This window comes from Arthrobacter sp. P1_B4 (assembly GCF_056406555.1).
Genome location: NZ_JBFTZW010000039.1, coordinates 21,271 through 32,431, shown reverse-complemented (window position 1 = coordinate 32,431; position 11,161 = coordinate 21,271). Strand labels below are relative to the sequence as shown.

The following is an 11,161-nucleotide window of genomic DNA, read 5'->3' as shown; positions in this document are numbered from 1 at the left end:
GGCCGAGGCCGCGTTCGTGCCGTGCGCGGAGGCCGGGATCAGGCAGACGGTGCGCTGGGCATCGCCGCGGGAGAGGTGGTAGCCGCGGATCGCCAGCAGGCCCGCGAGCTCGCCCTGGGAACCGGCGTTGGGCTGGATGGAGACCTGGTCGTAGCCGGTGATCTCGGTCAGCTGGCCTTCGAGGTCCTCGATCAGTTCACGCCAGCCGGCGGTCTGGGATTCCGGGGCGAAGGGGTGGATGGAAGCGAACTCCGGCCAGGAGATGGCCTCCATCTCGGCCGTGGCGTTCAGCTTCATGGTGCACGACCCCAGCGGGATCATGGTCCGGTCCAGGGCCAGGTCGCGGTCCGAGAGGCGGCGGATATAGCGCAGCAACTGGGTCTCGGAACGGTGCGTGTTGAACACCGGGTGCTGCAGGAAGTCGGAGGTGCGCTCGACTGCGGGGTCCAGGCCAAACGCAGTGTCCGTGCCTGCAGCCGCGGCAGTCACGGACGCGCCGAACGCGGCGATGACGTCGGCGACGACTGCCACCGTCGTGGCCTCGTCGGCGGAGATGCCGACGGTGTCGGCGTCGATGGCGCGCAGGTTGACGCCCTTGGCGTCGGCTGCCGCGATGATCTCAGCTGCCCGGCCCGGCACGGAGACGGTGATGGTATCGAAGAAGGAGGTGTGCAGCACGTCCAGGCCGGCGGCCTTCAGGGAGGCGGCGATGGTCTTAGCGTGGACGTGGACCGACTGGGCGATTGCCTTCAGCCCGTCCGGGCCGTGGTAGACGGCGTAGAAGGAAGCCACGATGGCCAGCAGGGCCTGGGCGGTGCAGATGTTGGAGGTGGCCTTCTCGCGGCGGATGTGCTGCTCGCGGGTCTGCAGGGCCAGGCGGTAGGCGGGGACGCCGGCGTTGTCCTTGGAGACACCAACGAGGCGGCCGGGCATGGAGCGCTCGAGCCCCTTCTGAACGGCCATGTAGGCGGCGTGCGGGCCGCCGAAGAACAGCGGCACGCCGAAGCGCTGGGCGGAGCCGACTGCGATGTCAGCGCCCTGCTCGCCCGGGGACGTGATCAGGGTCAGGGAGAGGAGGTCTGCCGCGACGGTGACGAGGGCGCCGCGTTCCTTGGCATCGGCGATCACGGCGGTGTGGTCCCACACCCGGCCGGAGACGCCCGGCTGCTGCAGGACGACGCCGTTGATGACGCCGTCGGGCAGGCCCTTGGAGAGGTCGGCGACCTCAACCTCGAAGCCGAGGGCCTCGGCGCGGCCCTTGACGATCGCGATGGTCTGCGGCAGGCAGTCGGCGTCGAGGACTGTCTTGCCGTCGTGGGCGGTCTTATTCTTGTTGGCCCGGCGCATCATCAGCACGGCCTCGGCCACGGCGGTGGCTTCATCCAGCAGGGAGGCGTTGGCGATCGGCAGGCCGGTGAGGTCCTGGACCATAGTCTGGAAGTTCAGCAGCGCCTCGAGCCGGCCCTGTGAGATCTCGGGCTGGTACGGCGTGTACGCGGTGTACCAGGCCGGGGCTTCGAGGACGTTGCGGCGGATCACCGGCGGGGTGAGCGTGTCGTAGTAGCCCTGCCCGATCATCTGCACGGCGGTCTTGTTCTTCGACGCCAGTTTGCGCAGCTCGGCGAGGACTTCGACTTCGCTCAGGGCCGCGGCGAGCGCCAGGTCGGCGTCCTGGCGGATGTCCTTCGGAACGGCGGTGTCCACCAGGGCGTCGACGGTGTCGTAGCCGACAGCCTTCAGCATGGCGTCGACGTCGGCCTGGCGGCGCGCGCCGATATGCCGGTCAACGAAGGACGTGGAGGCTGGGGTAACAGTCACAAGGAACTCCATAACTCAGGCGGCGCAGGGTACGCCACATTGATTCGGGTTCCTCCCCGCTCTGTATTGGACCTGAGAGTTTCCGCGCAGCCTGCGTTTCAGGGCTCCGCTTGCACCGTCGGTGAGCACAGCATGTCCGGGACACGCCTGCTACTTTCCAGAGATGCCTTGCCGCGGCGGTACATGGGCCTGAGAGATTCCTGGGGAGGGTTTGCTCCTACGGCGCCTGCTTGTACCTACTTGCAGGACTCTCCCGCCGCAGATCAAAGGCGTATTTAATTGGGTGTTCAATCGAGGGTGACAACAGTCACAGCTCTCATTGTCCTATGCCGGGCGCGCGTCCGCAAACTCCCTCCCGGCGGCGGACCCACGTTACGGGCCACGAGCCACCCGGCGGCGAATCCGGCGGCGCGAATTCGCCGGAAACGCCCGGAGTCGCCGCAACTTTCCGGCGTACTCGAACGCTTCCGGCGAGGTCGGCGGGGAGTAGGGGGTCGGCGGGCGTAGGGGGTCGGCCGGGGGTGGGGGGTGGGCTTCAGCCGCGCAGGCGCTCGACGGCGGCCAGGAGGCTCTGGACGTCCGCCTCGACTTCCGGCGGCGGCCCGCCGGGACCCCGCGCGAGCATGGCATTGAAGTACAGCCCGTCCCCCATGCACAGGACGGCCTTCGCCATGGCGGGCCCGACGTCGGCCGCCAGCAGTTCCAGCCAGCTCGCCTGGCCGGCGGCGAAGCGGCGGAGGGTTTCCCCGTGCGCCACCTCGGCGAGCCGCGTGGCGGCCACGAAGACCCGGTCCATGGGCGTGTCGGCCCACACCGAGGACTTGATGAAGTACGCCGCCGCCCCTTCCGGGGCTGCCGCCATGGCCGCAACATCCTCAGCCAGAAGCCGGTCCAGCCGTTCCAGCAGGACCGCGATCATCGCCTCTTTAGTCGGGAAATGGTAGAGCAGGCCGCCCTTGGAGACGCCGGCCCGGCGCGCGACGGCGTCCAGCGTCGCGGCGCGTTCACCGACTTCGATGAGCAGGGATTCGAAGGCATCGAGCACGGCCTCGCGGGCGACGGGTTTCCTGGGCATGCCTCCCATCATGCCTGTCCACCCGCGCATTTCTTAACTGTACCGTCCAGACGGTATAGTTATCTTCATGAGCATTCCATCGATCACCGCAGCCACCAGCACTCCTGCGGCCACCGGGCCCCGGGCACCGTGGCGTGACTGGGTGGCGCTGGCCCTGCTGATGTTCCCCGTCCTGCTCGTGGCCGTGGACAACACCGCGCTCACGTTCGCCCTGCCGGCCATCGCCAGCAGCCTGACCGCCTCCGGCGTCGAACTGCTCTGGATCGTCGACGCCTATCCCCTGGTCCTGGCCGGACTCCTGGTCGCGATGGGTTCCCTGGGCGACAGGATCGGCCGGCGCCGGCTGCTGTTCGTGGGCAGCGCGGGCTTCGCCGCGGTGTCGGCCGTGACGGCGTTCGCGCCGAGTGCGGAGTGGCTGATCGCCGGCCGCGCCGGGCTTGGCCTGTTCGGCGCCATGCTCATGCCGTCCACGCTGTCGCTGATCCGGAACATCTTTCCGCAGCCCAACAGGCGCAGGCTGGCGGTGGCGATCTGGGCCGCAGGATTCTCCGGTGGCGCCGCCCTCGGCCCGATTGCCGGCGGCTGGCTGGTGGAACACTTCTGGTGGGGCGCCGTCCTGCTGGTCGCGGTGCCGATCATCCTGCCGCTGCTGCTGCTCGGGCCGGCGCTGATCCCGGAATCCCGCGATCCGAAGCCGGGCCGGGTGGACGTGCCCAGCATTGCCCTGTCCCTGCTGGTCATGGTGCCGGTGGTCTACGGGATCAAGGCCCTTGCCACCCACGGGCCGGCTCCTGAGGCCTTCGCGAGCATCGGAACCGGCCTGCTCATGGGCTATGTGTTCATCCGGCGGCAACGCGCGCTTGCCCGTATCCACAGGACAGACCACAGCACCGCGCCGATGCTCGACGTCAGCCTGTTTGGCAACCGGATCTTCAGTACGGCCATCGTGGCCAACGTCCTGGCGCTGTTCTCCTTCAACGGCTTCATTCTCTTCCTGGCCCAGCACCTGCAGCTGCTGGAGGGCCAGTCCCCCTCGGCCTCCGGCGTCGCCATGGTCCCGGCCCTCATCGCCACAGTTGTGGCGGGGCTGCTCGTGGTCCCGCTGGTGCGCAAGGTGCGGCCCGGCTTTGTGGTGGCCGGCGGCCTGCTGCTGAGCGCGGCGGGCTATTTCCTGGTGGCCTTCGGCGACCACAGCCAGGGCCCGTCGTTGCTCCTTGCCGCCCTGCTGGTGCTCTGCCTGGGGGTGGGCGCCGCCGAGACGATCTCCAATGACCTGATCCTGGGCGCGGCGCCCGCCGACGAGGCAGGGGCAGCCGCCGCCATCTCCGAGACCGGCTACGAAGTGGGGTCCCTGCTGGGTACGGCGATTCTCGGCTCAATCCTGACGGCCTCCTACCAGGGCAACCTCCGGCTTCCCGCGGGCGTGTCCGAACTCGCCCCGGCGGCGGCCACCAGCCAGGCCGGTGAAACCCTGGCCGGCGCTGTGGATCTGGCACGGATGCTTCCGGCGCCCCTGGCGGAGGCGGTGACGGCGGCCGCGCGCACCGCCTTCGACTCGGGCGTGCACGTCACGGCGTCAATTGCGCTGGTCCTGATGTCCGGGGCCTGCGTCCTGGCCGCCGTCGTCCTGCGGTCATACCCGGCGCCGGACGCTGCTGTTTTGGGGGGCTGGCGGGAGCCGGTCCCTACTTGCTGTCCGGGGTGGTCACGCTGGCCGTGGCCCGCATGGTCTCGGCATTCACCATCCAGGCGTACTGCTCAAACTTGGCGATGAACTCGTGCAGCAGATCCGCGGTGGTGGGATCTTCCTCGTCCACTTCGTCATGGACCTTGCGCATGGTGCCGACCGCCGCCTCCAGCGCGGCGACAATCCGCTCGATGGCGTCCTTCGTGTTGATCAGGCCCTTCGGGAACTCGGCCAGTGCGGTGGACTTGGAAACCGTGGAGCTACGGCCGTCCGGGAGGGCGTGAAGGGCACGCATGCGCTCGGCGAGGTCATCCGCGAATCCCCGGGCGGCGTCGATGATCTCGTCCAGCTGGAGGTGAAGGTCCCTGAAGTTGGTCCCGACGATGTTCCAGTGTGCCTGCTTGCCCTGAACGTGGAGTTCGATCAGGTCCACCAGTACTGCCTGCAGGTTGGTCGTCAATGTGGGTGATGCTTTCATGAATCCTCCTCGATAGAACCGGTGCCGTACGGGCCGCGCATGCCATTGCTGGCACCCCGGCCGATGCTTCCGACGCTACCGCAGCGCGGCGGCGGGCCGCGATGCTTCTGGGAGGAATTTCTCGGTCAGCTTACTAAGTCGGCTTACTAACCGTTTTGGGGCGGTTTATTCGGCCTCGTTGAGGAAGGGCCCACGCGGGAACACGGCCCGTGTGATGCCGCCGGAGGTGGATTCGGACAGCTGGGTGAGGTAGTCGTTGCGCCGCCGCGGGGTAATCCTGGACTGGGGGTGGAACGGCTGCTCGGGGTCGTCGGCGTAGTGGGCGCTCAGGCCGTCTCGCATGAGCCGGATGGCTTCCGAACGCCGCTGGGACACCGCTGCGTGCGTGGATCCGAGTTCCGCGGCCAGGTCTTTGACCGTGCGGTCGCCGAAGTAGATCTCCTCCACCACGTAGCGCATCCGTTCCGGGAGGGATTTCACGGCGGCCCGAAGGTACTGGAGGCGTTCGTCCGCGAGCACAGAGTGTTCCGGGGTGAGGGTTTCGGCGGCCAGGGTGCCCACCACGGAGGCTTTTGCCCGAGGCGCTGCCGGTTGACCATGGTCAAGGCGCGGTCAGCCCGGCGCCGTCCGGTGCCGTTGCCCAGCCGGTGCTGCAGGAACCACATGAGGCCAAGCACCGCGCCCAGGGCCACGACTACCCGCAGCCCGAGGATCAGTGTCCGGGTCTTCAGTCCGGACCAGGCTGAGGGGATAGCCGGTGATGGCCGGAAAGTCCCGGGCCTTGCTCAGGATGTATGCCCGGTACTCCGCGCTGAGCTCGACCACTTCGGCGAGGCTTTCGAGCACCACGTAGGCGGCGCCGTCGAGCGTCACCAAGTGCGTATCCGGGCTCTCGTGGATGCGTTCAATGAGGTCCGGATTGACCGCGAAGCGCGTTCCGTTGAGGCGTGTGACGACGACCATGGGCCGATTCTGCTCTGTGAGGGGAAGGGTGTTCTCCTCCGTACTGTCGGCACCCGGGGCCCCTTCGTCAGGCGCCGTCGTCAGGCGGCTTGCCAAGGTGCCGGTGCCCGGGGGCGGCCGGCGCAGCAACATTCCCCGTGCCAAGGCCGCCGCGCGGTATTAGGGTGGGACCTGACGGGGCCACCCGGCCCGCCCCGTTCGGCGCCTGTTCCACCGCAGTTCGTCCAGTGCAGTTGGTCCAGTGCCATGAAACGACGGCCGCCCGCCTCATCAGGAAGGCCAGCCGTGGCGCCATTTCCGGATTTTGAGCAGCCGTTGAACCCGTTTCCCCGCTACGCAGCTATGCGGGACAGTGAACCCGTTTTCCAGGACCCGGACACCGGCGTCTGGCACGTGTTCCGCTACGACGACGTGCAGCGGGTCCTGTCCGAACACGCCACTTTTTCTTCCCGGATGGGCGGGGACAACCCCTCCGAAACGGGCCAGCTCTTCGCCGCCAGCCTGGTCAACACGGACCCGCCGCGGCACCGCCAGTTGCGTTCGCTCGTGACGCAGGCGTTCACGCCGCGGGCAGTCGAAGCGCTCGCCCCGCGCATCTCGGAACTGACCGACGAGTTGCTGGAGCCAGCGGTGGCCGGCGGCGCCACGGACCTGATCGAACAGCTCGCCTATCCGCTTCCGGTGATCGTGATCGCCGAACTCATGGGCATTCCGGCCTCTGACAGGGACCGGTTCAAGCTGTGGTCCGACGTGATCGTGAGCCAGACCCGCCCGGGCGCCGACGATTCCGTCCACACGGCAGCCAACCGGGAAATGGCGGAGTACTTCATGGGCATGATCGAGGAGCGGCGGCACCGGCCGGGCAATGATTTGATCAGCGCGCTCCTCGCGGCCGAGATCGACGGGCAGAAGCTCAGCCCCATCGAGTTGCTGGGATTCTGCAGCCTGTTGCTCGTGGCGGGAAACGAGACCACCACCAACCTGATCGGCAATGCGGTGCTGTGCTTCACCGAATCACCGGGCACGGCGGAACGCCTTGTCGCCGAGCCTGCCCTGCTCCCGCACGCCATCGAAGAGGTGCTGCGCTACCGCTCCCCCGTCCAGTCCATGTACCGGCTCTCAGCCGTCGACACGACCGTGCGAGGCCGCACCATTCCGGCAGGCTCGCCGATCATTGCCTGGATCGGTTCGGCGAACCGCGACGGGGAGCAGTTCCCGAGCCCGGACGAGTTCGACGTCGAACGCTCACCCAACCGTCACCTCGCCTTCGGGCAGGGCATCCATTTCTGTCTGGGGGCGCCCCTGGCGCGGCTGGAGGCCAGGATCGCGCTGGAGGCCGTGCTCTCACGGCTGCCGGGGCTTGCGGTAGACCCCGATGCGCAGTTGGAGCGGATGGAAAGCATGATCGTCTACGGGGCGAAACAGCTTCCCGTGACCTGGCAGGCTGCCTGACGGCGGGCACGGCGTCAGGGGCGGCGATCGTGATCGTCTCCGGTGCCCTCGAGGGCGGCCCCGAACCATGTCGGCAGATGGTGGAGCAGGTCGTCCTGGTCGTCTCCGATCCATGCGACGTGGCCGTCCGGCCGGAGCAGGACCGCGGGCGCGTCCAGTTCCCCGCTGGCGTCCGCGACGTGGTCGACCCGATCCTCCCATCCAGCCACGGAGAGTTCGCCGGTCTGGTCCAGCAGGAGCCCGCGGCCTTTGCGGGTGAGTTCGTAGAGACGGCCCCGCGACAGAGGAATGTCGCGCAGTCGCCTGCCGAGCAGCTCGGGTCCTTCGCCGAAGTCGTAGCGGACCCCGATCGCGGTGATCTTCTCGGCCAGGAAACGGCTGACGTCCTCGAAGTCCATCAGCTCGCTCAGCAGCCGCCGCACGGCCTGCGGGCCGGGCTCGGTGGACAGCAGCTCGCTCTGGGCGCGGGTGATGGTCAGCACGCCTTCGGCGACCGGGTGACGCTCGGCGTAATAACTGTCCAGCAGCCCGTCAGGCGCCCAGCCTTTGACCTCAGCGGCGAGCTTCCAGCCGAGGTTGAAAGCGTCCTGGATGCCGAGGTTCAGTCCCTGCCCTCCCAGCGGCGGGTGGACGTGCGCCGCATCGCCGGCGAGCAGAATTCGGCCCACCCGGTATTGCTCGGCAAGCCGCGTGGCGTCGCTGAAACGGGACAGGGAGCGTGGTGAGTGGACGCCGAAGTCGGTGCCTGCGAACTCCCGCAGCTGCGTCCGGAACTCCTCCAGGGTCGGCGGGACCGAGCGGTCCTCGGCCACGGCCGCCGCGGGCACGACGGCGCGGTACAGGCCGTTTCCGGCGGGGCCTATGCCGAACCCCTTGTGGGTCTTGCGCACCTCCTCGGCCACCTCGGCCAGCTGATCCGGCGCCGCGGTCACCTCCACCTCGCCCAGGAGCCACTCGGTCTTGGCCGGCTCGCCGGGGAAGCCGATGCCGAGCAGTCTGCGCACCAGGCTGCGTCCGCCGTCGCAGCCGACCAGCCAGCGCGAGCGCAGCCGTGTGCCGTCAGCAAGTTCGACGCTCACCGCGTCCTCGTCCTGCTCGACCCATGCCACCTCGCAGCCGCGGCGGATCTGGGCGCCGAGCTCACCGGCGCGCTCGGCCAGCAGGCGATCGGTGACCGGCTGGGGGATGCCAAGGACGTAGCCGTGTGCGGTGTCCAGGTTCACCGGCCGGGGCTTGTCGATCCCGGCGAAGCGACCCACGCCGCCGGGATACCGCTGCCCGTGGGCGAGGAACCGGTCCAGCAGCCCGCGCTGGTCCATGATCTCGATGCTGCGCGGGTGCAGGCCGAGCGAACGGACCGCCTGGCTCGGCTCCGCGTCCCTCTCCAGCACGAGCACGTCCACGTCGTGCAGCCGCAACTCGCTGGCCAGCATCATTCCCGTCGGGCCGCCACCGCTAATGATCACGTCGAAAATATGGAACCCCAATCCCAGAAACTCACTTCCCGGATTGCCCGGCTGCGTCCCGCACCCTGAAATGCGGGGGTGAGCCCGATCAGTACTCGCCCTTGATCACGAAGTAGGAGCCGCGAATAACGCCCGCCAGCTTCGACTTTTGGCGGGCGAACTTGAAGCGCGGCGCCAATTCCTCCGGAACTTCCATGCCGTCGGCAAGTTTGAACCCCACCGCTCTCTTCCCGCCGTCCTCGATGCTGTACATGACGTTGACCGACAGCCCCGACTCGTAAAAAACATAGGCCATCCGCAAACCGTCGACTTCGAAGGCGGTCGCCTCCAGCGGGCGGGAGCCGATCACGATCTCGCGTTCATCCCGGAGGATGCGGCTCACCCGGTCAACCACGTCAGGAACTTCGCTCGCGGGGCTCACGGTGAAGGTGTGGCCGTACTTATTCCGGAAATAGCGGGCCTCGTTGGCGCGCAACCCGGCGAGGGCCTCGGAGACGGGGGATGATTCCAAGCCGGCGGTAGAAACGGTCTCAAAGTCAACGATGTACGGCATGTGCCCTCCTGGACAGACGTGTTGGGACCAATGCTAACGCGACGACGTGCTGCCGGACGTCGGAACGCAGGCGCCCCTTTGCCGCCCCTGCGGGCACGATGCGCCGGATGGAAGTCAGGTTGCTGCTCCCAGGCATCGCGGATCTGGACGGTCTTACCCGGCACGGGGGCGTCGATCGCCTTGCCGTTGCCCAGATAGATGGAAATGTGGTTGCCGCCGAAGCTCACCAAGAGGTCTCCGGGTTTCGCTTCGGCGAGGGACGCCACATGGCCCCGATCGTTCTGAACCGCGCCACCGGGCACTGCACGCAGCGGGTGCTCGACGGCCGGGACTTCCCGCTCCGGGCCGAGCTCAACTCGCTCTAGCCGACCCGCCCGGCAAGGCGCGCAGCCCTGCCTTGCGACCGGCTTCACCAGCCTCACCAGAAATGGGCCACGTCCACCACGAACCGGGACCCGGTGCCCGGCCCGGGCAGGGCCAGGACCCGGAACGGCAGCCGGGCGCGGACCCCCAGGCCAATGGTCGAATAGCCCTCGAAGCTGCCCGCCCACGCCACCTGCCGGAAGGTCTGGTAGCCGGTCACGTCAGCCAATTCACTCTTGTTCGCCGGGTTGTAGGTGGGATTGCCGGCGTCGTCATATGCGGGTGCATTGACCGTGAGCTGAATGAAGGCCTGGCCCCGCAACGGGACCGGCAGGCCGGACCCGTCCTGCACCACCGCGGGTACGTAGCGGACGCTGTAGCCGGCCACGGGGCCGTTGAGGTCAATGACCAGCCGGTCAAAGCAGTAGTGCTGACCGGTGCGGACGTTCACCACTTTGGCTTGGCTCATGGCCGGATCCATTTTGCTCAGCGACCCCCAGGCCAGTCCGCAGTACGGGTCCGCGGCGGCGGGCGCCGGCGCAAGAATCCCGAGCGCGGCGGCCATCAGAACAGCCGCGAGCAACGCGTTGACCTTTTTCAACTGGATCTTCTTCAACTGGGTCTTCTTCAAGGCCGCCACCCCCTGGTGCTGCCTGACCCTTGGGCTGGCGGAACAGTCAGCGCAGGCCAGACGCTTTCAGCGTAGGCGGGCCCGGCCCGGCGGGCGAGGTTCTCCGCAGTTTCGGCGCCCAACCGTTAGCGTGGCCCGTTGCTGGTCACGGACGGATTGCACGGACCCTGTTCGTGAAGGTCGTTCACGAACAGATAACACCGTCAGCGGCAGGCATGGCCGGGAACGGCGAAGCGCCGGCACCCTCGCGGGTCCGGCGCTTCGTACGGCCTGGCTGTTGCCGGAAGGTTTTAGCCTTCGCAGTCGCGGCAGTACTTCATGCCGTTCTTCTCAAGGGCCACCTGGGACCTGTGACGGACCAGGAAGCACGAGGAGCAGGTGAATTCATCGGACTGCTCCGGAACAACAATGACCGTCAACTCTTCGCCGGACAGATCCGCACCGGGAAGATCGATGCCTTCAGCGGTGTCGTTCTCATCGACGTCGATCACAGCGGTCTGCGCGCCGCCGCCGCGGGACGCCTGAAGGGCCTCCAGCGACTCAGCGGGAGATTCTTCTTCTGTCTTGCGTGGGGCGTCGTAATCGGTAGCCATATCGGGGTTCACTTTCGTTGCTGCGCAGCGCCATTTCAGGCACCTCAGTGAAGCAGTTTAGGACATTATGCATGGAGTAGAG

The 11,161-nt window shown here is 67.8% G+C and carries 12 protein-coding genes and 2 riboswitches; of the genes, 2 read left to right on the top strand and 10 right to left on the bottom strand.

Going from position 1 to position 11,161, the window contains the following annotated elements; translation table 11 throughout:
- On the bottom strand, positions 1-1,830 hold a 1,830-nt coding region (locus tag AC1D1W_RS13095; RefSeq protein ID WP_476943901.1), incomplete at its 3' end, for an aminomethyl-transferring glycine dehydrogenase.
- A gap of 39 nt (positions 1,831-1,869) precedes the next feature.
- Positions 1,870-1,984, bottom strand: a riboswitch (glycine riboswitch).
- Position 1,985: 1 nt separating this feature from the next.
- A riboswitch (glycine riboswitch) is annotated at positions 1,986-2,084 on the bottom strand.
- Positions 2,085-2,353: 269 nt separating this feature from the next.
- Complete coding sequence (locus AC1D1W_RS13090) at positions 2,354-2,893, bottom strand: TetR/AcrR family transcriptional regulator (RefSeq protein ID WP_243182231.1); 540 nt, start codon at positions 2,891-2,893, stop codon at positions 2,354-2,356.
- Positions 2,894-2,960: 67 nt separating this feature from the next.
- Between AC1D1W_RS13090 and AC1D1W_RS13085 the strand changes: the two genes are divergently transcribed.
- On the top strand, positions 2,961-4,667 hold the full coding sequence (locus AC1D1W_RS13085) for an MFS transporter (RefSeq protein WP_476943900.1): 1,707 nt from the start codon (positions 2,961-2,963) through the stop codon (positions 4,665-4,667).
- Here AC1D1W_RS13085 and AC1D1W_RS13080 read toward each other — a convergent pair.
- The 3 genes from AC1D1W_RS13080 to AC1D1W_RS13070 all read right to left on the bottom strand — a co-directional run bounded on the left by AC1D1W_RS13080 (position 4,579) and on the right by AC1D1W_RS13070 (position 6,021).
- Positions 4,579-5,058, bottom strand: coding sequence for a Dps family protein (locus tag AC1D1W_RS13080; protein WP_028275324.1), 480 nt, complete (start codon positions 5,056-5,058; stop codon positions 4,579-4,581). The two genes, AC1D1W_RS13085 and AC1D1W_RS13080, sit on opposite strands and share 89 nt — an antisense overlap.
- A gap of 165 nt (positions 5,059-5,223) precedes the next feature.
- Positions 5,224-5,622: a sigma-70 family RNA polymerase sigma factor gene (locus tag AC1D1W_RS13075; RefSeq protein ID WP_476943899.1), complete on the bottom strand. Its 399-nt coding sequence runs from the start codon at positions 5,620-5,622 to the stop codon at positions 5,224-5,226.
- A gap of 48 nt (positions 5,623-5,670) precedes the next feature.
- Complete coding sequence (locus AC1D1W_RS13070; RefSeq protein WP_243182228.1) at positions 5,671-6,021, bottom strand: flagellar FlbD family protein; 351 nt, start codon at positions 6,019-6,021, stop codon at positions 5,671-5,673.
- 285 nt (positions 6,022-6,306) lie between these two features.
- On the opposite strand from AC1D1W_RS13070, the gene AC1D1W_RS13065 reads away from it, so the two are divergent.
- Positions 6,307-7,473, top strand: coding sequence for a cytochrome P450 (locus AC1D1W_RS13065; protein ID WP_243182227.1), 1,167 nt, complete (start codon positions 6,307-6,309; stop codon positions 7,471-7,473).
- A gap of 14 nt (positions 7,474-7,487) precedes the next feature.
- Here the strand turns inward: AC1D1W_RS13065 and rox are convergent, their stop codons facing one another.
- The 5 genes from rox to AC1D1W_RS13040 all read right to left on the bottom strand — a co-directional run bounded on the left by rox (position 7,488) and on the right by AC1D1W_RS13040 (position 11,079).
- Complete coding sequence (gene rox, locus AC1D1W_RS13060; RefSeq protein ID WP_243182237.1) at positions 7,488-8,948, bottom strand: rifampin monooxygenase; 1,461 nt, start codon at positions 8,946-8,948, stop codon at positions 7,488-7,490.
- A gap of 79 nt (positions 8,949-9,027) precedes the next feature.
- Positions 9,028-9,450 (bottom strand): phage tail protein, encoded by a 423-nt coding sequence (locus AC1D1W_RS13055; RefSeq protein ID WP_243182226.1) that lies wholly within the window; start codon positions 9,448-9,450, stop codon positions 9,028-9,030.
- Positions 9,357-9,719: a hypothetical protein gene (locus tag AC1D1W_RS13050; protein ID WP_243182236.1), complete on the bottom strand. Its 363-nt coding sequence runs from the start codon at positions 9,717-9,719 to the stop codon at positions 9,357-9,359. Before AC1D1W_RS13050 ends, AC1D1W_RS13055 begins: the two co-directional genes overlap by 94 nt.
- A gap of 191 nt (positions 9,720-9,910) precedes the next feature.
- A complete protein-coding gene (locus tag AC1D1W_RS13045; protein ID WP_243182235.1) occupies positions 9,911-10,420 on the bottom strand; it encodes an AMIN-like domain-containing (lipo)protein in 510 nt (169 codons plus the stop codon).
- Positions 10,421-10,776: 356 nt separating this feature from the next.
- On the bottom strand, positions 10,777-11,079 hold the full coding sequence (locus tag AC1D1W_RS13040; protein WP_018775830.1) for a DUF4193 domain-containing protein: 303 nt from the start codon (positions 11,077-11,079) through the stop codon (positions 10,777-10,779).
- Between the last annotated feature and the right edge of the window lie 82 nt (positions 11,080-11,161).

Bases quoted from the DNA above. Each gene is read 5' to 3' on its own strand.
- AC1D1W_RS13090 (WP_243182231.1), bottom strand. From the start codon at position 2,893: ATGCCCAGGAAACCCGTCGCCCGCGAGGCCGTGCTCGATGCCTTCGAA.
- AC1D1W_RS13085 (WP_476943900.1), top strand. From the start codon at position 2,961: ATGAGCATTCCATCGATCACCGCAGCCACCAGCACTCCTGCGGCCACC.
- AC1D1W_RS13080 (WP_028275324.1), bottom strand. From the start codon at position 5,058: ATGAAAGCATCACCCACATTGACGACCAACCTGCAGGCAGTACTGGTG.
- AC1D1W_RS13070 (WP_243182228.1), bottom strand. From the start codon at position 6,021: ATGGTCGTCGTCACACGCCTCAACGGAACGCGCTTCGCGGTCAATCCG.
- AC1D1W_RS13045 (WP_243182235.1), bottom strand. From the start codon at position 10,420: ATGGCCGCCGCGCTCGGGATTCTTGCGCCGGCGCCCGCCGCCGCGGAC.
- AC1D1W_RS13040 (WP_018775830.1), bottom strand. From the start codon at position 11,079: ATGGCTACCGATTACGACGCCCCACGCAAGACAGAAGAAGAATCTCCC.